Below are 21,394 nucleotides of genomic sequence, written 5' to 3'. Positions count from 1 at the left end.
ACACAGGACACCATCGGTCGAATCGCCGGTCGTCTTGCCGCCTTCACTCAAGCACGTGGACGGGGACGGTGGTGACCACCACACCGGGCAGGGCGCGCAGCGCCCGACGCAGCCGCTGGCCGGTACGGCTGTGCAGCAGGCGGTGCCACGGCCGGCGCAGCACCACCTCCGGCACCACCACGGTCAGCACCAGATCCGGTGCGGCGGCGTGCAACGCCTCCAGGTAGTGCGCCAGCGGCCCGACCACCGCCCGGTACGGCGAGACGATCGTCTCCAGCCGGACGTGATCCCCCCAGGCCCGCCACTGCTCCCGGAACCGGTCCGCCTCGGCGTCCTCCGGGGCGAGGTGCACCGCCAGCGTCGGCCGGCCCAGCGACACCGCGTACGCCAGGGCCCGCATCGAGGCGCGGTTGAGGCGTACCACCGGGACCACCACCAGGTGACGCAGCTCCTGCGGCACCTCCTCGCCCTCGACGGACCGGCCCGCCGGTACGCCGGACGGCCCGGCGGCGGGTCCGCGGGCGGCGGCCGGCGGGGCGGGGTCGGCAGGTGGCGGGCGCAGGGCCAGGGCGGCGTGCAGGGTGCGGTAGTGCCGGTGGATCCGGGCGAAGAGCAGCACCAGCAGCGGTACGGCGACCACCACCACCCAGGCGCCCTCGGTGAACTTCGCCACCGCCGCGGTCAGCAGCACCAGCCCGGACAGCACCGCGCCCACCCCGTTGACCAGCGCCCGCCGCCGCCAGCCACCGCCCCGGTGCCGCCGCCAGTGCACCACCATGCCGCTCTGCGACAGGGTGAAGGCGAGGAACACCCCCACCGCGTACAACGGGATCAGTTTCTCGGTGTGCCCGCCGAACGCGACGAACACGACGATCGCCGTCGCGGCCAGCGCGACCAGGCCGTTGCCGAACGCCAACCGGTCGCCCAGGTGCAGGAAGCGGCGGGGCGCGTGACCGGCGCGGGCCATGAAGAACAGCAGCCGGGGAAAGTCGTTGAACGCGGTGTTCGCCGCCAGCAGCAGGATCAGCGCGGTGGTCACCTGGACCACGGCATACCACGGGCCGGTGGGGAAGGTCACCCGGGCGAGCTGGGACAGCAGCGTCTCGCCCGGTCGGGGCACCAGCCCGGCCAGGTGGATCAGCAGGGTCAGCCCGGCGAACAGGACCACCAGCATCGCCACCATCCAGGTCAGCGTGGTGCGCGCGTTGCGCCACTCCGGCGTACGGAACGCGGGCACCGCGTTGGAGACCGCCTCGATGCCGGTCATCGACACCGCCCCGGAGGCGAACGCCCGCAGCACCAGCAGCAGCCCCAGCCCCTGGGTCGCCGGCACCACCGGCGGGGCCACCGACGCGAACCCCCGGCCCGCCGCCCGCAGGTAGCCGACCACGAGCAACCCCAGCACGGCGGCCACGAAGGCGTACGTCGGCAGGACGAACAGGTTGCCGGCGGCGCGTACCCCGCGCAGGTTGCCGGCGAGCAGCAGCAGGATCACCAGCACCCCGAGCGGCACGGCGAACGGCGTCAGCCCCGGCAGCGCCGAGGTGATCGCGTGCACGCCCGCCGCGATCGACACCGACACGGTCAGCACGTAGTCGAGCATCAGCCCGGCGGCGGCGGTCAGCCCCGCCCTGACCCCCAGGCTGTCCCCCGCCACCAGGTACGACCCGGCCCCGTGCGGGTACGCCGGGATGGTCTGCCGGTACGAGATCCCGACGGCGACCATCAGCAGCACCAGCCCGGCCGACAGGGGCAGGGCCAGGCCCAGTGCCCCGCTGCCGGCCAGCACCAGCACGGTCAGCAACGCCTCCGGCCCGTACGCGACCGAGCTGAGCAGGTCGGAGGAGAGCACCGGCAGCGCCACCAGTTTGCGCATCCGCTCGTGCAGCACGGCGGCGCTGGCCAGTGGTGGGCCGAGGAGCACCCGGCGGACCCGGCCGAGCCGCCGGTCCAGAGGCGAGTCCGGCTGGTCGGCCCGTTCGGCGGCGACCAGCCCGTCCCGGCCGGCCGGTGCCCCCGGTGCCGGCCGGAACAGCGCGATCGGGGCCAGCCGGCTGAACCGGCCCGGGGCGGGGTGGTTGCGGTAGCGGTCCAGGGTCGGGTCGACCGGCAGGGCGGGCGGCGCACCGACCCGCCAGTGCGCGCCGACCCGGCGCAGGGCGTCCACCTCCGCCGGCGTGAGCGGCGGGAACTCGGCCGACGGGGTGACCACGGTGCCGCTGCGGTCGTCGTCCGCGCTGCGCCCCGCCATCGCCCCACCTCCCCCCGCACTCTCACGTGCGGACGGGACCCGTGCCCGCCGTTCCGGCGGAATCGCGGCGAACGGATCGCGGGCGGGCAGCCGGACCGGGTGGTCAGGGTGCCGGCGGGACGGCGGCGGGCAGCGTGGCCGGGATGGCCCGCCGACCCGTACGGGCACCGCCGAGCACCACCACGACCACCCCGGCGAGCAGCAGCGCCAACCCGGGCAGCGCGTACGGGCGGGGCAGCTGCCCCAGCCACGCCCAGGCGATCAGCGCCGCACCGGGGGCCTCCAGCAGGATCAGCACGCTGATGGTGGTGGCCGACACCCGGCGCAGCGCGTGGTTGAACATCGAGTGGCCGAGCAGTTGGGCCCCCACCACCAGCCCGACGATCGCCAGCCAGGTGCTGGTGCCGTACCCGTGCAGCCGTACCCCGCCGACCAGGCAGCCGACCAGCAGGATCGCCGCGCACACCCCGTAGCAGATGGTGGTGTAGGTGGCGGTGCTGATGGTGGCGCGGGCGCGTTCGCCGAACGCGGTGTAGACGGCGGCGAACATCCCGCCGACCACCGCCAGCAGGTCACCGGCGAAGGCCCGGCCGGAGACGCCGACGTCCGCGCCGGTGGCCAGCACCGCGCCGGTCACCGCCACCCCGATGCCGACCCAGACGGGGTACGACAGCCGCCGGCCCTGCCAGCGGGCGATCAGCCCCTGCCAGACCGGTTGGGTCGCGCCCAGCGCGGTGGCCGCCGCCACGGAGGTGAGCTGGGCGCTCGGCATCCAGGTGGCGAAGTGCGCGGCCAGCGCCACCCCGGACAGCACGCAGTACCAGCCCTCCCGGCGACCCGCCCCCACGGTCAGGGCCCGCAGTTCGGCCCGGCGACGGGCCACCGTGAACGGGGCGAGCACGGTGACCGCGAGCAGGTTGCGCCAGCACGCCACGGCCAGCGCCGGTGCCGCCGCGAACGCGATCAGCGGGGCCGACGACGAGACCGAGGCGACGGCGAGCACGAGGACGCCGACGGTGAGCGGATCGACGGGCGGACGCGGCGGCGGTGCGGCGGAGGACACGGTGGGTCATCCTCACACGGGCGGCGACGGGTCGGGTGCACGCCGGGCGGCGGGTCGACCCTGCCGGGCGGTGCCCCGGAGCGCTGGTCAGCGGTGCCCGGCGGCGACGGCCGGTGGGTCAGCGGCGGCGAACCCGGTGCAGGCGGAACGGTTTGCGGGTGGCCCGGACCACCGCCGCGCCCCGGGGCTCGGCGGCCAGCGAGGTGTCCGGCAGGGCGTCCCCGGCGTCCGGCGTGCCGTCCGGGACGAGCCGGGTCAGCGCGCAACCGTCGGCCGCCCAGCGGGCCACCAGGTCGGCGGTCGGACCGGAGGCGTTGAGCCGCTTCGCCGCCACCAACGGCGCGGAGGTCTCCCACTCCGGGCTGCCCGGGGCCAGCCGGATCACCCGCGCCGGCCAGGTCACGATGCGCCCGCCGTGGTCGCCACGCAGGGTCACCCGGGCCGTGGCGGCGTCGGCCAGCCCCGGCGCGGTCTGCTCCCCCGGCCCGCTGACCACGAACAACGACCCCTCCAGGGGTACGCACCACAGCGCGACCGCCGGCCCGTCACCGACCCCCACCCAGGCCACCGCCGCCTTCTTGACCGCCTCGTCGACCAGTGGCGTCGACCGGGAGGCGTCCACCTCGTCCGTCACACCCGCATCCTCTCGCAGCTTCCACCCGTCCGGCACCCGAGCGCCGTCACCGGCCCCGACGGTGCCCGGTCACCCGACGAAGGGCGGCACCAGGATCTCGCCCCGGGCGACCGGCATCACCTGGCCGGTCACCGTCGCGCCGACCGCCGTCGCGTCCTCGGCGGTCACCGTGCAGTCCAGGGCCGACGGACGGCCGATCTCCGCGCCCTGCCGGACGGCGTACCCGCTGCGGCCGGTGCCGGGGAGCAGACCGCTGGCGACCAGCCACACCCCCAGCCCCAGGGCGGCCGAACCGGTGGCCGGGTCCTCGGACACGCCGAGCCCCGGCACGAAGACCCGGGCGTGGGCGGTGCGCGTGTCGGCGTCCCAGGAGAAGACGCTGACGTGCTCCACCCCGTACCGCTCGGCCGCCGCCAGGTTGACCCGGGCGCGGGCCACCGCGTCGGGGTGCACCGGCAGGTAGGGGAACTCCAGCCCACAGCCGGCCACCCGGGGGGCCGGGCCGGCGTGGTCGGCGGCGGCGAGCCCGGCCATCTCCAGCAGCGGTTCCGGGTCGAGTTCCGGCCCGAGGGTGGGGGTGCCGCCGGTCAGCGTGGCACCGGTCGCGGTCACCTCGACCGGCAGCACCCCGGCGTGACACTCCTGGCTGACCGGTCCGGCGGGGAACAGGCCACGACGGCTGGCGACGACCGCCGCGCCGACGCTGGGGTGACCGGCGAAGGGCAGTTCCCCGGTCGGGGTGAAGATCCGGGCCCGGTAGGTGGCGCCCACCTGGGTCGGCGGCAGCACGAACACCGTCTCCGAGAGGTTGAACTCCACCGCCAGCACCTGCATCTGCTCGGTGGCCAGCGCTTCGGCGCCGAACACCACGGCCAGGGGGTTGCCGGCGAACGGGCGGTCGGTGAAGACGTCCACGATCTCGTAGGCCAGGGTCGACATGGTGGTAAACACTAGGCGCTTAGGCTGGTGGCCGTGAGCACGCCGAACCGGGTCTACATCGCTCGACTCGCCGGAGTCGCCGTCTTCGACCCGAACGGCGACCAGGTGGGGCGGGTCCGCGACGCCGTCGCCCGGATCCGGCCGACCCAGCGTCCACCCGAGGTGGTGGGTCTGGTGGCCGAGATGCCGATGCGCCGCCGGATCTTCCTGTCCATCAACCGGATCACCTCCATCGACCCCGACGCGGTCGTCCTCGGCAGCGGCACCCTCAACCTGCGCCGCTTCTCCAAACGCCCCAACGAGCTGCTCGTCCTGCAGGAGTTGCTGGACCGGCGGGTGCAGCTCGACCCGGGCGGCCAGCCCGGCGCGGTGGTGGACGTGGCGATGGAGTGCAGCCGGGGCGGCGAGTGGTCGTTGTCCCGGGTCGCCGTCCGCGAGCAGACCAGCCGGTTGACCCGCCGTGGCCACCTGCACCAGGTGGACTGGGACCGGGTACGCGGGCTGAGCGGCATCGCCGACAACCGGGGCACCGCCAACCTGCTGGCCGTGCTGGAGGACATGCGCCCCGCCGACCTGGCCAACGCGCTCCAGGACCTGCCCGACGCCCGGCGCAACGAGGTCGCGGCGGCCCTCGACGACGAACGCCTCGCCGACGTGCTCAGCGAGCTGCCCGAACGCGACCAGGTGGAGATCCTCGCCGCGCTGGACCGGGAACGGGCCGCCGACGTGCTGGAGGAGATGGACCCGGACGACGCCGCCGACCTGCTCAACGAGCTGCCCCCGCCGGAGCAGGACGTGCTGCTGGACCTGATGGAGCCGGACGAGGCCGACCCGGTCCGCCAACTGCTGAAATACACCTCCGGGACGGCCGGCAGCGTGATGACCTCCGAGCCGGTGATCCTGCCGCCGGACGCCACGGTCGCCGAGGCGCTGGCCCGGATCAGGGAGGAGCAACTCTCCCCGGCGATCGCCGCGCAGGTCTTCGTGACCCGCGCCCCGATGACCACCCCGACCGGCCGCTACCTGGGCATCGTGCACTTCCAGCGGCTGCTGCGCGAACCCCCGGCCGACCTGCTCGGCGGGGTGGTGATAAACGACATCGACCCGCTGCGCCCGACCACCCCGCTGCCGGAGATAACCCGTCGGATGGCCACCTACGACCTGGTCGCGATGCCGGTGGTCGACCGGAACAACCGGCTGGTCGGCGCGGTCACCGTCGACGACGTGCTGGACCACTCGCTGCCCCGGGACTGGCGGGACCGCGACGCGGTGTCCACCCCGGGCGCGGACGATGCCCCGGAGCCGCCCACGACACCGGTAGGCGGTGGCACCGATGGCTGACCAGCGGCGGACCGAGCGGCTGGACCAGCCGCGCGAGCCCCGGGGCGTCAAGCTGCCCCGGTTCGACCCGGAGGCGTTCGGCCGCTGGTCGGAGGGGATCGCCCGGGGCATGGGCACGGCGAACTTCATCGTCTACATGACGGTGGTGATCGCGCTGTGGTTCGGTTGGAACACCCTGGCCCCGGCCGACCTGCGCTTCGACCCGTACACGTTCACGTTCCTGACCCTGGTGCTGTCGTTGCAGGCGTCGTACGCGGCCCCGCTGATCCTGCTCGCGCAGAACCGGCAGACCGACCGGGACCGGGTGGCGCTGGAGGAGGACCGTCGCCGGGCGACCATGCAGAAGGCGGATACCGAGTACCTGGCCCGGGAGGTGGCCGCGCTACGGATCGCCCTGGGTGAGGTGGCGACCCGGGACTTCCTCCGCTCGGAGCTGGCCCGGCTGGCCGAGGAACTGGACGCGGCGGCGCAGCGGCGGCAGAAGCGGGAGTTGCGGCAGCCGGAACGGCCGGTGGGGCGCGGTGAGGGCCGCTCCGGCGGGGGTGAGCCGCCGCTCGACGAGCCGCGCGACGATCTCGACGGCGACTACGCCCGCGACGGTCTCCGCCCGGAGAGCTGAGCGGGCCGGGATCTCGTACCTGATCGTCCAGCTTTGTCCGGGAGGGCGGGCTGACCCCGGCCGGCCGATCGATTCGCTCACACCCGGCCCCGCTGTTGTCGGACGCCCCGCGCCGCCGACGTAGCATTGCCCGCATGTCAGCTCCCGTCAGCACCATCTCCGACGCGATCCAGGCCGCGCTGGCCACCGTCAACGACCCGGAGATCCGTCGGCCCATCACCGACCTCGGCATGGTCCGCTCCGCCGAGATCGGCGAGGACGGCGTGGTCCGGGTCGGGCTGCTGCTCACCGTGGCCGGCTGTCCGCTGAAGGACAAGCTGCGCGGGGACATCACCGCCGCCGTCGGCGCGGTGCCCGGGGTGAGCGGTGTGGAGATCGACTTCGGGGTGATGAGCCCGGAGCAACGGCAGGAGTTGCAGGGCAAGCTGCGCGGCGGTGCCACCGACGAGGCGGTGATCCCGTTCGCCCAGCCCGGCTCCCGTACCCGGGTCTACGCGGTGGCCAGCGGCAAGGGCGGCGTCGGCAAGTCCAGCGTCACGGTCAACCTGGCCGCCGCGCTGGCCGCCCGGGGCCTGTCCGTCGGTGTGGTCGACGCCGACATCTACGGCCACTCGGTACCCCGGATGCTCGGCGCGGACGGCAAGCCCACCCGGGTGGAAGACATGATCATGCCGCCGCAGGCGAACGGCGTGAAGGTCATCTCGATCGGCATGTTCACCCCGGGCAACTCGGCGGTGGTGTGGCGCGGCCCGATGCTGCACCGGGCGTTGCAGCAGTTCCTCGGCGACGTCTACTGGGGTGAGCTGGACGTCCTGCTGCTCGACCTGCCACCGGGCACCGGCGACATCGCCATCTCGGTCGCCCAACTGCTGCCCAACGCCGAGATCCTGGTGGTGACCACCCCGCAGGCCGCGGCGGCCGAGGTCGCCGAGCGGGCCGGCGCGATCTCGTTGCAGACCCACCAGCGGATCGTCGGCGTCATCGAGAACATGTCCTGGCTGGAGCTGCCGGACGGGACCCGGATGGAGGTCTTCGGCTCCGGTGGCGGCGCGGCCGTGGCCGAGTCGCTGACCCGGACGATCGGCGCGCAGGTGCCGTTGCTGGGCCAGATTCCGATGGACAGCCGGGTCCGTGAGGGCGGCGACGCCGGCACCCCGATCGTGCTGGCCGCGCCGGACGCGCCCGCCGCGAAGGCGCTGCACCAGGTCGCCGACCGGCTGGCGGTACGCCGCGAGTCGCTGCTCGGCAAGTCGCTGGGTCTCAAGCCCGCCGGGCGCTGACCGCGTCCCGGGCGGGCCGCCGCTCAGGTGGCGTCGTCGTAGCTGGGGCGGGGGGCCGGCGCGGGCGTAGGAGCGGCGGTGCTCGTCGCGGTGCTCTTACGGGCGGCGGCCCTCGGGTCGATCCGGTCGGCGACGCCCTTGAGTTCCTCGTGCACCCCGGTGACGTCCGCCCGCAGGTCGTCGTAGACACCCTGGAGGGGCTTGCGGATCGCCTGCTCGTCCTCCTCGCTGAGCAGGTGCTTGCGGATGAACGCCTTCGGGTGGAGGTCCTCCAGCTGGATGTCGGTGCCCAGCTCACGACTCAGGTCGCCGGTCGCGTTGCGGGCCATCGCGCGCAGGTTGCGCACCATCCGCAGACCGTCGCTGATGACGTTGGGCAGCCGGTCACCGAAGATCAGCAGTGCCAGGAGCAGCAGGACGCCGATCTCCCACCAGTTCAGGTTGTCGAGCACCGCAGGGCCTCCTCGTCACGTCGACCCAAGCCTACGCACGTCAGGCCCCGGTCCGGGAGGGGGTGAAGGGACCTCACTTGGCGTCCGCGGCGAGCGTCACCGAGGCGTTCTGCCGGGTCGACCCGCGCCGGTACTCCACCGTCACCACCGACCCGGGGGCGAACTTGCGGACCAGGGCGATCAGATCGGTCGGATCGTTGATCGGCCGACCGTTGAGCCTGAGCACGACGTCGCCGGTCTTCAGTCCCGCCCCGGCCGCCGGACCGGCCGGTTCCACGGCCGCCAGGCGGACCCCGACGCCGGCCCGGGTGGCCGTCCCGGTCCCGGCGACCTGGGCCCCGATCACGGTACGCCGGGCCTTGCCCGTGCCGATGATGTCCTGGGTGATCCGCTTCGCCTGGTTGATCGGGATGGCGAAGGCGAGCCCGATGTTCCCCGCCTCCTGCCCCTCCGCCACCAGCGACTTGATCGTCGAGTTCACCCCGATCACCCGGCCGGCGGAGTCGACGAGCGGGCCACCGGAGTTGCCGTGGTTGACCGCCGCGTCGGTCTGGATCGCCGCGTAGTAGCGGACCGGCCCGCCCGGCTCCCCCGCCTGCATGGTGCGGTCCAGCGCGCTGATGATGCCGGCGGTGACCGTGTTCGCCAGGGACAGCGGCGAACCGATGGCCAGCACCGGGTCCCCCACCGCGAGCGCGTCGGAGTCACCGAACTCGATCGGCCGCAGCCCCGTACGGTTCACCTTGATCACCGCGATGTCCGACTCCGGATCCTGGCCGACCACCGTCGCCGGGGAGCTGCTGCCGTCGTTGAAGGTCACCGACGCCCGGCCGGTGCCGTCGGCGACCACGTGGTCGTTGGTGACGACGTAGCCGTCGGTGCTGACGATGAACCCGGACCCCTCGCTGGTGCCGACCGGGCCGGCCACCCGGATCGTCACCACGCTGGGCAGGACCCGGCCGGCGACCCCGGCCAGCGAGTCCGGGCGACGCTGGGCCAGCGCGGGACCCTCGGCCGGGCCGGCCCCCAGGGTGACCCCGCCGCCGACACCACCGCGCACCGCGAAGGCGTAGCCGAGGGCGCCACCCAGGGTGCCGGCGAGCAACGCCACGATCAGCGGGACGAGCAGCAGTTGGCGCAGCCGTGGCCGGCCGGGCGCATCCGGATCGGTGACCGGCTCCGGCGCGGCACCGGTGGCCGGTGCGCCGGGCAGCACGACCGCCGCCGGGGCGTACGGGTCCCGCCAGGGGTCGGCGAGCGCGTCGGACCACCAGGGCGACGTCGACCCGCCGTACGGTGCAGCCGACCCGCCGTACGGCGTCGTCGGGGCCGTCTGCGGCGGACCGGGCGGCGGCCCCGCCGAACCCGGAGTCCCGCCGGGCGCTCGCCAGTCCCAGCCGTCGGTCACGTCGGTGCCTCCCAGTCGTCCCCCGGTGCCCCGGGCCACGACCGGGGGTGGCGGTCACGGCGCAGGGGGCACCCCGTCCAGGATTGCACGGATGCGCCGGACGGAGTCAGCTCTTGTCCGCCCGGACCGGTGCCGTACCCGCCGCCGCGCCGCCCGGACCGGCACGGGTGGACTCGCGGCTGCGCCGAAGGAGCCTCGCCTCTAGGCTCATAGCGCCCACCCGCTCCCCGCACCACCGCCCGGAGGTGTCCCATCGCCACGGTCGCCAGTTCCGGCAGCCCGACGGCGCAGTCGTTGCAGTTCGCCGAGTCGTACGTCGGAGAGGACATCGTGCTGGCCACCGCCCGGAGCCTCGCCCGGGAGGTCGGCCTCGACGCGGTCACCCCCGGGGCCGGGGCGGCGCTGCGCCTGCTCGCCGCCGCCGGTAACGCCCGCGCGGTGGTGGAGATCGGCACCGGCACCGGGGTCAGCGGGGTGTGGCTGTTGCGCGGGATGCGCGCCGACGGGGTGCTCACCACCATCGACGTCGAGGTCGAGCACCAGCGGATCGCCAGGCGGATCTTCGTCGAGGCGGGTTTCCCGTCCGGCCGTACCCGGATCATCACCGGCCGGGCGCTGGACGTGCTGCCCCGGCTCGCCGACGGCGCGTACGACCTGATCTTCGTCGACGGTGAGTCGACCGGCTCGGCCGCGTACGTCGACGCCGCCCTGCGGCTGCTGCGCCCCGGCGGGGTGCTCGCCCTCAACGGCGGTTTCGCCGGTGGCCGGATCGGTGACCCGGCCGCCCGGGACGCCGAGACGGTGACCATGCGGGAGACGGTCAAGGCGATCCGGGAGGCCGAGCAGTGGATCCCGGCCCTGCTCCCGGTCGGCCACGGCCTGCTGGCCGCAGTCAAGTGCTGACCACGGCCGGACACTGACCACGGCCGGGTGCTGACGGCGACCGGGTGCCGACCGGGGCCGGGACGCGGGGCGCGGGCACCCGGCCCGGCGACGGCTCAGTCCAGCGTCGCCAGCCAGCGCAGCAGGCCCCGCACGCCCCAGCCGGTCGCGCCCCGGGTCAGCTCCGCGTCGTCGCCGTCGGCCCAGGACGGCGCGGACATGTCGATGTGCAGCCAGCGGTCCCGTAACTCCCCGGTGAACTCGCGCAGGTAGAGCGCGGCCATCACCGAACCGGCTCCCCGGTCCGGGGAGCTGTGCCGGTCGGCCAGGTCGCTGCCGAGGTGTTCGAGGTAGTCGGCGGGCAGCGGCATCCGCCAGGCCGCCTCGCCCGCGTCGGCCACGGCGGCCAGCACGGCGGCGGCCAGCTCGTCGTTGTCGCTGTACAGTGCGCCGGTCCGCTTGCCCAGCGCCACCGCGTTCGCACCGGTCAGGGTGGCCAGGTCGATCAGCAGGTCGGGGCGGAGTTCCCGGGCCGCGTAGCCGAGCGCGTCGGCGAGCACCAGCCGCCCCTCGGCGTCGGAGTTGGTGGTCTCGCTGGTCGTCCCGTCGTAGTGCCGGATGATGTCGCCGGGACGGAACGCCGACCCGCTGACCATGTTCTCGGCCAGCGGGGTCAGCGCGGTGACCCGGACGGGCAGCCGCAGCGCCGCAGCGCCCAGGGTGGCCGCGACCACCGCCGCCGCGCCTGCCATGTCCTTGCGCATCAGCTTCATCGCCGGCACCGGCTTGATCGAGATGCCGCCGGTGTCGAAGGTGATCCCCTTGCCGACCAGGACGACGTGCTGCCGGGCGTCGGCGGGCCGCCAGTCCAGCTCGACCAGGCGGGGGCCGCTGGCCGAGCCGGCACCGACGGCGAGGATGCCCCCGAAGCCCTCGTCCGCCAGCTCCTGCGGCCCGCGTACCCGCAGGTGCAGGTCGGGTTGGTCGGCGGCGGCTTCGGCCACCTGGGCGGCGAACCACTGCGGGGTCTTCACCGCCGAGGGGGTGTTGGTCAGGTCCCGGGCGAGGCGGGTCATCGCGGCGGTCGTCCGGGCCGTCTCGACGGCCCCGGGGTACGCGTCAGGAGTGGCGGTCAGCAGGGTCACCCCGGCCAGCGCGGGCGTCGTCCCCGCCTCGGTCAGCCGGAACCGGTACGAGGCGAGCAGCAGCCCCTCGACGACAGCCCGGACGACCTCGGCGGACGCGTCGACCGGCACCGCCAACGTGACATGTGTCTCAGCTACGGCGGCACGGGCCAGCGCGGCACCGGCCGTCCGCCAGGCCCGTTCCCCGCCGTCGCCCACGCCGAGCAGCAGCAGCCGGGCCGGGGAACCGCCGGGGCGGAGGTGGGTCAGCGTCTCGCCCGCCCGCCCGGTCAGCCGGGCGACCGGCAGCAGCGCCCGCGCCTGTGCCCGCACCTCGTCGGTGGGCGGCGGCGCGGTGGCGACCAGCGCCGGTGCGGCGTCGTCCGGGTCGGTGGCGGCGCGGACGGGCAGGACGAGGACGTCCGACCCGTCGGGGGCGGCGGCGAGACTGATGGCGAGCACGCTGGACCGTACCTCCGGAAGAAGTTGGCGGTGCGGGACCTCGACGACCCGCTGGGGACAGACGAAGTCCCTGAGTCACCGGCGGTGCCGGTGACTCAGGGACCAGGGACCTTCCGCGCGGCACCGCGCGGAGTGTCGGCCGATCAGCCGGCAGCCGCCTTCAGCGCGTCACCGAGCGCGTTGGCCTCGTCGGGAGTCATCTCGACGACGAGCCGGCCACCGCCCTCCAGCGGGACCCGCATGACGATGCCCCGACCCTCCTTGGTGACTTCCAGCGGACCGTCGCCCGTCCGCGGCTTCATCGCCGCCATGTTGTCTCCCCTCAGACCTATACATCAGGGTCGGTGTACTGCCCCACAGCCACTTCGTATCGACCACCCGCAAGGTGCACGGGGGCGTCGACCACGATTTTCCCTGATGAACACCGCCGGACCCAAACCGGAGCAGCATTGATGTAACAGCATCTAGCTTATCTTGAGAAGGCCTGTCACAATGTGCGGTCATGCAGGCACGGTCGGCACTCTTCGACCTGTACGGCGACCATCTCCGCACGCGGGGTGGGCGCGCACCGGTCGCCGCCCTGGTGAAGTTGCTGGCCCCGCTCGGCGTCGCCCCGCCGGCCGTCCGGACCGCCGTCTCCCGGATGGTGCGCCAGGGCTGGCTGGAGCCGCTGCGGCTCGCCTCCGGTCCCGGATATTCGATCACACCGAAGGCGGTCCGTCGGCTCGACGAGGCCGCCGCCCGGATCTACCGCACCGGCCGGATCACCTGGGACGGGCGTTTCGACCTGCTCGTCCTGTCCACCCCGACCGCCCGGCGGGACCGGCAGCGGCTCGCCGCCAACCTCAGCTTCCTCGGCTACGGCACCCTCGACGAGCACACCTGGGTGGCCACCCGGGCCAGCGACGACGTCGACCTGCTGCTGGAGGAGGCCGGGGTGCGCTACGAGCGGTTCACCGCCGCGCACGCCGCCGGCACCCCCGGCGCGATGGGCGTGGTCCGCCGCGCCTGGGACCTCGGCGAGATCGGGCACGCCTACGAGCGGTTCGTCGCCGAGCAACGCGCCCAGCTCGCCGGGGTGACCGTACGCAGTGGTGACGAGGAGGCGTACGCGGCCCGGTTCCGGCTGGTGCACGCGTGGCGTACCTTCCTGTTCCAGGACCCTCAACTCCCTCCGGCACTGCTTCCCGAACGCTGGCCCGGCACCGCCGCCGCCAGCTTCTTCGACCGGCACGCCGCCCGGCTCCGGCCGGCCGCCGACCGGTACGTCGAGCAGTGCCTCGACGCCGGCAACCGGGTCCCCCGACAGAAGGGCCGTTAGAGACGTGACCGAGCCGCTGCTCGTCGACCGCACCGATGGCGTGGTCACCCTGACCATGAACCGCCCCACCGCGATGAACGCGCTCGACGTGGCGCTCAAGGAGGCGCTGCGGGACGCGCTGGCCGCGTTGGAGACCGACCGGTCCTGCCGGGCGGTGGTGCTGGCCGGATCGGGTGGCTCGTTCAGCGCCGGCCAGGACCTGCGCGAGCACGTGCAGATCCTGGAGTCGCCGGGCCGCGACCCGCTGGACACCGTCCGGGCGCACTACAACCCGATCGCCGCCCGGCTGGCCAACCTGCCCAAGCCGGTGGTCGCCGCCGTCCGGGGCATGGCCGCCGGGGCGGGCGCCTCGCTGGCGTTCCTGGCCGACTTCCGCATCGGCGGGCCGAAGACGAAGTTCCTGATGGCGTTCGCCGGGGTGGGTCTCGCCGCCGACACCGGGGCGTCCTGGACGCTGCCCCGGCTGGTCGGCCACGCCAAGGCCGTCGAGCTGCTGATGCTCGCCGAGCCGGTCGCCGCCGCCGAGGCGTCCCGGCTGGGCCTGCTCACCCGGCTGGTCGACGACGACGAGCAGGTGCTGCCCACCGCTCACGAGCTGGCCGCCCGGCTCGCCGCCGGCCCGACCGTCGCGTACGGGGCGATCAAGCGGCAGCTCTCCATCGCCGACGCGGGCACCCTCGCCGACGCCCTCGCCGCCGAGGCGCAGGCCCAGTCGATCTGCGGGGGCACCGCCGATCACCGGGCCGCCACCCTCGCCTTCGTCAACAAGCAGAAGCCGGTCTTCCAGGGCAACTGAGCCGGCCGGCCGGGCGCGCGACGACATGCCGGCCGTCAGCGCGCCACGTACCCGCCGTCGATGGGCACCGTGTGGCCGGTGATCCAGGCCGCGTCGTCGGAGCAGAGGAACAGCACCACGCCGGCCACGTCGTCCGGGCTGGGGATGCCGGGTTTCGGGTTGAACGACTCCATCCGGGCCCGCATCTCCGCCGGGTCCGGCGCGCTGTCGATGAAGTGCTGCACCAGCGGGGTCATCACCACCGTGGGGGCGACCGCGTTGACCCGGATGTCGCGGGCCGCGTACTCCACCGCCGCCGACCGGGTCAGCCCGACGATGCCGGCCTTGGTGAAGGTGTACGGGGAGATGTTCTCCTGTGCCGCCAGGCCGGTGGTGGACGAGGTGTTGACGATCGCGCCGCCACCGCCGCGCAGCATCGCCTCGATGCCGTACTTGAGCACGTGGAAGACCCCGTCGCCGTTGATCCGGCGGACCTTCTGCCAGTTCTCGACGTCCATCTCGTGCAGGGGCTGCTGCCGGCCGTCGATACCGGCGTTGTTGAAGATCAGGTCGATCCGGCCGTAGCGCCGCACCGCTTCGGCGATGCCCTGCTCCACCGCGTCGGCGTCACCGGTGTCGACGGTGACCGCGAGGGCGTCGGGCAGGTCGGCGGCGAGCCGTTCGGCACCCTCGGTGTTGATGTCGGCGACCACCACCCGGGCGCCCTCGGCGGCGAACCGCCGGGCGGTGGCCTCGCCGAGCCCGGAGGCACCACCGGTGACGAATGCGACCTTGTCCTGGAACCGCATCGGCCCTCCCTCGACCGGCCGACCGGGCGTCGGCACCGGTGCGCCATACCCGGTGGGTGGGCGGCTAGTCGTCCTCCTCCGGGTCCTGGTTGGCCTCGACGCCCAGCACGAACGCCTGCATGGCCAGCTCGTCGCCGCTGGGCGAGACGAACGCGGGCAGCTCGGCCGGGCCCAGCTCCTGCACGTACGACCAGAAGAGCCGGACCGCCTCGGCCCGCGACTCGGCCTCGATCGGCAGGTCGAGGCTGACCAGCCAGGTCCGGCGCGACGGCGGCGGGCCGAGCCGGTCGACCAGGTCGCGGTAGGTGCCCGGGTCGAGCGCGGTGACCGGGCCGGCGACGGACACCTGCCCGGCCGGCACCGGCGCGTCGAACGACCGCCGGGTGTAGGTCACCAGCAGCGCCCGCCCGTCGTGGCGGGCCACCCGGCCCAGCGCCACCATCCGGGGCGGCCCGTCGGCCAGCACCGCCACCGGGTCACCGGGACGCGGGGCGGGCCCACCGGCCGGGACGGCCAGCTCCAGGGTGTCGTGGTGGACGAGGCGTTCGGCGTCGTGCCGCCCGGCCGGGAGCAGCACCGCCCAGGCGTCGCCGTCCGGCCCGCCGTCGACGTCGGTCGGGCCGGTGCTGCGGTGATCGGTCACGGTCATGACCCCATCTGATCACGGGCCACGGCGGTGCCGGCGTGGCAGCCCGCGAGATGGTCGTCGACCATGCCGGTGGCCTGCATCAGCGCGTACGCCGTGGTGGGGCCGACGAAGCGGAAGCCCTGCTTCTTGAGTGCCTTGGCCAGCGCGACGGACTCCGGGGTCGACGCCGGCACCTCGGCGAACGACCCGGGCCGGGCCGGCCGGGGCGGTGGCGCATACGACCAGAGCAGAGCGGAGAGCCCGTCGGGCAGCGTCAGCGCGGCGCGGGCGTTGGCGATCGCCGCCTCGATCTTGGCGCGGTTGCGGACGATGCCCGCGTCGGCGAGCAGCCGGGTCACGTCCGCGTCGCCGAAGGCGGCGACCCGCTCGATCCGGAAGTCGGCGAAGGCGAGCCGGAACGCCTGGCGTTTGCGCAGGATGGTCAGCCAGGACAGCCCGGACTGGAACGCCTCCAGGGTGAGCCGTTCGTAGAGGGCGTCGTCGCCGCGCAGCGGGCGGCCCCACTCGGTGTCGTGGTAGATCGCGTAGTCCGGGGTGCTCGCCCCCCAGGCGCAGCGGGGCAGGCCGTCGGGGCCGGTCACCAGGTCAGTCACCCGTCACACGCTAGGCCAGGGGCCTGACGCCCGGCGTCGGGGCCGGGTGGCACGGCCCGGCGTTCCCCCGCCGGCCCGTTCCGGGGCACGTCAGGGCGTGGCCGGACGGGCGGCCGGCCGCACGCCGGGGCGTCAGGGCGTCGGCGGGCGGGGCAGCCGGCCGGACTCGACCAGCCGGGCGAAGCGCTTCAGGGCCAGCGTCAGGCTGGCCTTGGAGCCCGGCCAGAGCAGCGGCCAGGCGACCCGGCCGGCCGCGCCGCCGGGCAGGTGGAACCACTCGTGCCAGACCACCTGGGTACGGTCGTCGGCCAGCGGGGTGCAGCGCAGCACCCCCGGGCCGCGCAGGAGCCTGCCGCAGTGCACCACGCCCACCTCGTACGGCGCGTCGACCCGGACCACCCGCATCTCGTCGCGCAGCGCCGCCGGACCGAGCGCGGTGACCGCCTCGATCAGGCTGCCCTCGCCGCCGTCGCCCTCGACCACCCGGACCCGGGTCAGCGGAATCCAGTCGGACTGCCCCTCCCAGTCGGTCAGCGCGGCGAAGACCCGTTCGGCGGGGGCGTCGACGATCACCGTGGCGGTGAACTCGCCGGCACCGGGCTGGGCCGCGTCGTCGGCCAACCCGCCGCCGGCCGGATCGGGAGCTGTCACACCGGCTCCGAGCGGACCACCGCGCCGCCGGGGCGGTCGGCGTCGGACTCCCCGGCCGGCTCCCCCGCCCGGTCGTCCCCGGCGCGGCCGCCGGTCGGGGTGGCCTCGCCGGTCGGGGTGGCGTCACCGGTCGGGGTGGCGTCACCGGTGGCGGCGACCGGCGGGTCGGCCTCGGCGGACGGGCGGGCTGGCTGGTCCGCCGGCTGCGTCGGCGCGGCAGCGGTGGTCGGCCCGTCCGGGTCGGCGGTCGTCGGGGAGGCGTCGGACGCGGTGCTCGCGGCCTCCTCCCGGGTACGGCGCAGCGCGTCGGCGTCGGCGGTACGGCCCTCCCGCAGCGCGGCGATCTCGGCCTCCAGCACCCCGATCAGCTCGGTCTTGTACCCGATGTCGTAGCCGGCCCGGCGCACCGCCTGGTCGACCTGGTCCATCCGGTAGCCGCGCAGGGCGGTGTCGAAGCGCAGCGCGCCGACGTCCGACTCCCGCAGCGGCCGGCCACCCGGCAGCGGGACGGCTCTGCCGTCGGGCTCGGCGGGCGCGAGGCCGTCCCGACCCGAGATCAGCACCGTCACGCCGAACACGACCGCCGCCACGGTCAACGCGACGACCAGAATGAGCAGAGTCTGACCCATGAGGAGATCGTGGCACGGGGACGCCCTCCGGAGCGACCCCAACCACCATCATCGTCACCGATCTTCTGGCCGGAACGGCCCGGCGGCGGGCCGGGTCGTCGGGGTCGTACCGCCCCGGAGGCGGGTCGGGCGACCGGATAGCGTCGGCGTCGGCCGGGTCGTCCGGCCGGTGACCTGCGGGAGGCGGAATTGGCCGGGGCGCTGCGACTCGGGAGGCGGAGCTTCGCCCCGGGCGAGCCGGTGGTGATGGCGATCGTCAACCGGACGCCGGACTCGTTCTTCGACAGGGGCGCCACCTTCGCCCAGGACAGCGCCCTGCGCGCGGTGGAACGGGCGGTCACCGAGGGCGCGGAGATCATCGACATCGGCGGGGTGAAGGCCGGGCCGGGCGACGAGGTCGACGTGGCCGAGGAGATCCGCCGGACGGTGGACACCATCGCCGCCGTCCGGGCCGCGTTCCCCGAGGTGGTCATCTCGATCGACACCTGGCGGGCCGAGGTGGCCGTCGAGGCGGTGGCGGCCGGCGCGGACCTGCTCAACGACACCTGGTCCGGGGCCGATCCGGCGCTCGCCCGGGTGGCCGCCGAGACCGGCGTCGGGCTGGTCTGCTCGCACGCCGGTGGGCTGACTCCCCGGACCCGGCCGCACCGGGCCGCCTTCACCGACGTGGTCGCCGACGTGGTCGCGACGGTGACCGGGCTCGCCGAGCGCGCGGTGTCCCTCGGGGTACGCCCCGACGGCATCCTGATCGATCCGGCGCACGACTTCGGCAAGAACACCAGGCACTCGTTGGAGATCACCCGCCGGTTGGACGAGCTGGCCGGCACCGGCTGGCCGCTGCTGGTGGCGCTGTCGAACAAGGACTTCATCGGCGAGACGCTCGACCTGCCGGTGCCGCAGCGCTTGGAGGGCACCCTGGCCGCGACGGCGGTGTCGGCCTGGCTCGGCGCACGGGTGTTCCGCGCCCACCAGGTGCTGCCCACCCGGCGGGTGCTGGACATGGTGGCCTCGATCCGGGGCGACCGCCCACCGACGCTCAGCCGGCGCGGCCTGGCCTGACCGGTCACCGGGCGACCCGGCCCGGCCGGCACGGGTGGTCGGGGCCCGGTGCGGTGGCCCGGCCCGGTGCGGTGGTCGGGTCCGGCCCGGCCGGCGCGGCGGTCAGGTCCAGTTCAGGATGCGTTTGCGCCAGGCGTAGAGGATGCCGAGGGCGACCACGGCCACGAAGACGCCCATCTCGGCGACCGTCACCGCGCCGAACCCGGGCCGGTCGAAGACCATCGCCCAGGGGAACAGGAAGACCGCCTCGACGGCGAACAGCACGTAGAGGTACGCGTACACGTAGTAGCGGATCTGCATCTGCGCCCAGTCGCCGCCCACCGGATCGAGGCCGCACTCGTAGCCGGCCCGCTTGCCGACCGGGTCGGCCGGCCGGCCGGGACGTAACACCCGGTTGGCCGAGAACGCCGTAACGAAGAAGAGGACCGCAGCGAGCAGCAGCAGCCCGAGCGTCGCGTACGAGCCCAGGTAACCGGTCACGGTGGCTGAGCCTACCGGTCGGCGGGCCGTACGGGACGCGGCGAGGGCTGCCCGACCGTCACCGAATATTTTCCACCGGAACTAGTGCCCCGCCGCAACTGTTACCGAATAATGAACTCTCACCCAGGGTCACGGAGGTCAGATGCCCGGCGTGGACGCGCGTGCCGTCCGGCGGCTCCTCGCCCGGCGTACCCCCGCTCTGGCGGTGGTGACCCTGGCGGCCGGGCTGGCGGTCACGCTCGGGGTGACGCCGGGCCTGGCGGCCCTACCCACCGTGACCAGGGCGGTGACCGACCCGACCGACGCCGGGACCCCCGGCGGCCCGACCACGCCTGCGGTCGAGCCGACGGCGACCGGGGCGGGCCCGACCAGCGCCCCACCGACGCTGCCGCCGGACCCGGACCCGACCACCGCCGCGCCGGAACCGACAGGCACCCCGCCGCCGCCGACCACCGCGCCCGCACCCACGGCCACCACCGCGCCGACCGCCCGGCCGCCGCGGCCCGGCCGGCCCACCCGCCCCGGCCAGCCGGACGGCGGCCGGCTCGGGGTCCAGGTGGGCACCGGGGACGTCACCCTCGACGACGGTTACTGGGCGGCCGGCAGCACCGTCACCGACCTACGGGTCACCGTCACCAACACCGGGTCCGTGCCGGCGCGGCTCCGGCTGGCCTACACGCTGCCGGCCGGGCTGACCGACGCCGGGACGCCGGGGTGCGGGGCCACCGGCGACGGATGGCACTGCGGCGAGTGGGCCACCGCGCCAGGCGACCAGTTCAGCAGCATGATCCGGGTACGGGTCAGCGGCACCGCCTGGCGGCAGATGCCCCTCAGCGGCGCGGTACGGGTCACCGCGACCGGCCCGGACGGCGGCACCGCACAGGACGACGAGGGGTTCGCGGTGCTCTTCCCGGCCGGCCCGCCGGTGCCCGGGATACTGCTCGATGCCGACGAGGTGGCCTTCGACATCAGCGGCGGGCCCACCGTGCTGACGGCCCAGCTGGGCAACACCGGCCGGGTGCCGGCCGCCGGGCGGGTCGAGGTGACGTTGCCGGAGGGGGTCAGCGTGTTGGACCCGCCGGACGGCTGTGCGCCGCTGGCTCCGACGCGTACCCGCTGCGACCTCGGCATGCTGCCGGCGGGGCGGACGCAGTTGCTCCGGTTCACCGTCGCCGCCACCCCGGACGCCCAACGCGAGGCCCCGCTGGCCGGGGCGCTGACCGGCCGGTTGACCCCGGAGAGCGGGCCGGCCCGGCAGGTCCAGATGAGCTTCCGGATCACCGCCGCCGCCGCGTTGTCCACCCCACCGGTGGCCACGCCCGCGCCGACCGGTTCACAGGGGCTGATCGCGGCGCAGGGCGGGACGGTCACGCTGAGCGGGATGTCCTCCGCCCGGCGGACCGCGCTCGCGCTGATCACGGCCTCCGTCCTGCTGGTGGTGCTGGCCCTCGGGCTGGCGACCGCTGCGCTGCGCCGGCGCTCGGCCGAGGTCGCGGGGGACCTGCCGCCGACGGGACGGCCGGACTGACCGTCAGGCGGTCGGGGCGGGCGCAGGGGCCAGCCGGACGATCGCGGTGATATCGATTACGGCGGGCACCACAAATCGCCGCATAGTCGTACAGATTTCGCCGACCAGGTTCCCAGGTGTCGGACCTCCACCAAGGATGCCCTAAGCCCGGGACGTAGGCTCGGAGGCGAGAGATGACAGCGGTCCGGCCCGCCACGGGCGGACCGGGCGCAGCGGCGCATCAGGGAGGTCGCGTGGCCGGGCAAGGCGGGGTCACCATCATGTGCAGCCGCACGCGCGGCGGGGCCGAGCGAAGCGAGGTGCAGGCGTGACCAAGCAGATCCGTCAGTTGGACCGGGTGGTGATCCGGTTTGCTGGTGACTCGGGTGACGGGATGCAGTTGACGGGGGACAGGTTCACCTCGGAGACGGCGCAGTTGGGTAATGATATTTCGACGTTGCCGAAT

At 74.6% G+C, this 21,394-nt stretch carries 22 protein-coding genes; 8 read left to right on the top strand and 14 right to left on the bottom strand.

Annotated elements, in window-relative coordinates; genetic code table 11:
* Window positions 1-43: 43 nt before the first annotated feature.
* The 4 genes from JQN84_RS29730 to JQN84_RS29715 form a co-directional block, all read right to left on the bottom strand.
* Window positions 44-2,251, bottom strand: coding sequence for an APC family permease (locus JQN84_RS29730; RefSeq protein ID WP_204961912.1), 2,208 nt, complete (start codon window positions 2,249-2,251; stop codon window positions 44-46).
* 103 nt (window positions 2,252-2,354) lie between these two features.
* Window positions 2,355-3,314: a DMT family transporter gene (locus tag JQN84_RS29725; protein ID WP_204961911.1), complete on the bottom strand. Its 960-nt coding sequence runs from the start codon at window positions 3,312-3,314 to the stop codon at window positions 2,355-2,357.
* A gap of 118 nt (window positions 3,315-3,432) precedes the next feature.
* Window positions 3,433-3,966, bottom strand: a complete 534-nt coding sequence (locus JQN84_RS29720) for a hypothetical protein (RefSeq protein WP_239486468.1) — start codon at window positions 3,964-3,966, stop codon at window positions 3,433-3,435.
* Between the two features lie 51 nt (window positions 3,967-4,017).
* A complete protein-coding gene (locus tag JQN84_RS29715) occupies window positions 4,018-4,887 on the bottom strand; it encodes a PhzF family phenazine biosynthesis protein (protein ID WP_204961909.1) in 870 nt (289 codons plus the stop codon).
* A gap of 33 nt (window positions 4,888-4,920) precedes the next feature.
* Here JQN84_RS29715 and JQN84_RS29710 point away from each other — a divergent pair, with 33 nt between their 5' ends.
* The 3 genes from JQN84_RS29710 to JQN84_RS29700 all read left to right on the top strand — a co-directional run bounded on the left by JQN84_RS29710 (window position 4,921) and on the right by JQN84_RS29700 (window position 8,127).
* On the top strand, window positions 4,921-6,228 hold the full coding sequence (locus JQN84_RS29710) for a magnesium transporter MgtE N-terminal domain-containing protein (protein ID WP_204961908.1): 1,308 nt from the start codon (window positions 4,921-4,923) through the stop codon (window positions 6,226-6,228).
* Window positions 6,221-6,847 carry a DUF1003 domain-containing protein gene (locus tag JQN84_RS29705; RefSeq protein WP_204961907.1) on the top strand — a complete coding sequence of 209 codons (627 nt, stop codon included), beginning with the start codon at window positions 6,221-6,223 and terminating at the stop codon, window positions 6,845-6,847. Before JQN84_RS29710 ends, JQN84_RS29705 begins: the two co-directional genes overlap by 8 nt.
* A 134-nt stretch (window positions 6,848-6,981) precedes the next feature.
* Window positions 6,982-8,127 carry a P-loop NTPase gene (locus JQN84_RS29700; RefSeq protein WP_204961906.1) on the top strand — a complete coding sequence of 382 codons (1,146 nt, stop codon included), beginning with the start codon at window positions 6,982-6,984 and terminating at the stop codon, window positions 8,125-8,127.
* Between the two features lie 23 nt (window positions 8,128-8,150).
* Here JQN84_RS29700 and JQN84_RS29695 read toward each other — a convergent pair whose 3' ends face one another.
* The gene (locus tag JQN84_RS29695) at window positions 8,151-8,579 is read right to left on the bottom strand and encodes a twin-arginine translocase TatA/TatE family subunit (RefSeq protein ID WP_204961905.1); all 429 of its coding nucleotides are present in this window, start codon (window positions 8,577-8,579) and stop codon (window positions 8,151-8,153) included.
* A 73-nt stretch (window positions 8,580-8,652) separates the two neighbouring features.
* Entirely contained in the window at window positions 8,653-10,002 is a 1,350-nt protein-coding gene (locus JQN84_RS29690; protein ID WP_204961952.1) for a S1C family serine protease, read from the bottom strand.
* A gap of 279 nt (window positions 10,003-10,281) precedes the next feature.
* Here JQN84_RS29690 and JQN84_RS29685 point away from each other — a divergent pair, with 279 nt between their 5' ends.
* Window positions 10,282-10,890, top strand: a complete 609-nt coding sequence (locus tag JQN84_RS29685) for an O-methyltransferase (RefSeq protein ID WP_239486455.1) — start codon at window positions 10,282-10,284, stop codon at window positions 10,888-10,890.
* Window positions 10,891-10,985: 95 nt separating this feature from the next.
* On the opposite strand, the gene JQN84_RS29680 is transcribed toward JQN84_RS29685, so the two are convergent.
* Together JQN84_RS29680 and JQN84_RS29675 are read right to left on the bottom strand one after the other, a co-directional pair.
* Entirely contained in the window at window positions 10,986-12,455 is a 1,470-nt protein-coding gene (locus JQN84_RS29680) for a leucyl aminopeptidase family protein (RefSeq protein ID WP_204961904.1), read from the bottom strand.
* A gap of 143 nt (window positions 12,456-12,598) precedes the next feature.
* Entirely contained in the window at window positions 12,599-12,766 is a 168-nt protein-coding gene (locus tag JQN84_RS29675; protein WP_007455245.1) for a DUF3117 domain-containing protein, read from the bottom strand.
* 191 nt (window positions 12,767-12,957) lie between these two features.
* Between JQN84_RS29675 and JQN84_RS29670 the strand changes: the two genes are divergently transcribed.
* Complete coding sequence (locus JQN84_RS29670; RefSeq protein WP_204961903.1) at window positions 12,958-13,776, top strand: PaaX family transcriptional regulator; 819 nt, start codon at window positions 12,958-12,960, stop codon at window positions 13,774-13,776.
* A gap of 4 nt (window positions 13,777-13,780) precedes the next feature.
* Window positions 13,781-14,572, top strand: coding sequence for an enoyl-CoA hydratase/isomerase family protein (locus tag JQN84_RS29665; protein WP_204961902.1), 792 nt, complete (start codon window positions 13,781-13,783; stop codon window positions 14,570-14,572).
* A 35-nt stretch (window positions 14,573-14,607) separates the two neighbouring features.
* Here JQN84_RS29665 and JQN84_RS29660 read toward each other — a convergent pair whose 3' ends face one another.
* The 5 genes from JQN84_RS29660 to JQN84_RS29640 form a co-directional block, all read right to left on the bottom strand.
* Window positions 14,608-15,360, bottom strand: a complete 753-nt coding sequence (locus JQN84_RS29660; protein ID WP_204961900.1) for an SDR family NAD(P)-dependent oxidoreductase — start codon at window positions 15,358-15,360, stop codon at window positions 14,608-14,610.
* A 64-nt stretch (window positions 15,361-15,424) separates the two neighbouring features.
* The gene (locus JQN84_RS29655; protein ID WP_204961899.1) at window positions 15,425-16,009 is read right to left on the bottom strand and encodes a hypothetical protein; all 585 of its coding nucleotides are present in this window, start codon (window positions 16,007-16,009) and stop codon (window positions 15,425-15,427) included.
* Window positions 16,006-16,602 (bottom strand): DNA-3-methyladenine glycosylase I, encoded by a 597-nt coding sequence (locus JQN84_RS29650; protein WP_204961897.1) that lies wholly within the window; start codon window positions 16,600-16,602, stop codon window positions 16,006-16,008. Before JQN84_RS29650 ends, JQN84_RS29655 begins: the two co-directional genes overlap by 4 nt.
* 132 nt (window positions 16,603-16,734) lie before the next feature.
* Complete coding sequence (locus JQN84_RS29645) at window positions 16,735-17,253, bottom strand: SRPBCC family protein (RefSeq protein ID WP_204961896.1); 519 nt, start codon at window positions 17,251-17,253, stop codon at window positions 16,735-16,737.
* On the bottom strand, window positions 17,250-17,882 hold the full coding sequence (locus tag JQN84_RS29640; RefSeq protein WP_204961895.1) for a DivIVA domain-containing protein: 633 nt from the start codon (window positions 17,880-17,882) through the stop codon (window positions 17,250-17,252). Before JQN84_RS29640 ends, JQN84_RS29645 begins: the two co-directional genes overlap by 4 nt.
* A gap of 189 nt (window positions 17,883-18,071) precedes the next feature.
* On the opposite strand from JQN84_RS29640, the gene folP reads away from it, so the two are divergent.
* Window positions 18,072-18,941: a dihydropteroate synthase gene (folP, locus tag JQN84_RS29635; RefSeq protein WP_204961894.1), complete on the top strand. Its 870-nt coding sequence runs from the start codon at window positions 18,072-18,074 to the stop codon at window positions 18,939-18,941.
* Window positions 18,942-19,043: 102 nt separating this feature from the next.
* Here folP and ndhC read toward each other — a convergent pair whose 3' ends face one another.
* A complete protein-coding gene (ndhC, locus tag JQN84_RS29630; protein WP_204961893.1) occupies window positions 19,044-19,421 on the bottom strand; it encodes an NADH-quinone oxidoreductase subunit A in 378 nt (125 codons plus the stop codon).
* 142 nt (window positions 19,422-19,563) lie between these two features.
* Between ndhC and JQN84_RS29625 the strand changes: the two genes are divergently transcribed.
* Window positions 19,564-20,949 (top strand): hypothetical protein, encoded by a 1,386-nt coding sequence (locus JQN84_RS29625; RefSeq protein ID WP_204961892.1) that lies wholly within the window; start codon window positions 19,564-19,566, stop codon window positions 20,947-20,949.
* The last annotated feature ends 445 nt before the right edge of the window (window positions 20,950-21,394 follow it).

Source organism: Micromonospora humidisoli, from assembly GCF_016900955.1.
In the GTDB taxonomy this organism is placed as follows: Bacteria; Actinomycetota; Actinomycetes; order Mycobacteriales; family Micromonosporaceae; genus Micromonospora; species Micromonospora wenchangensis.
This window is presented reverse-complemented; position numbering and strand designations above follow the sequence as displayed.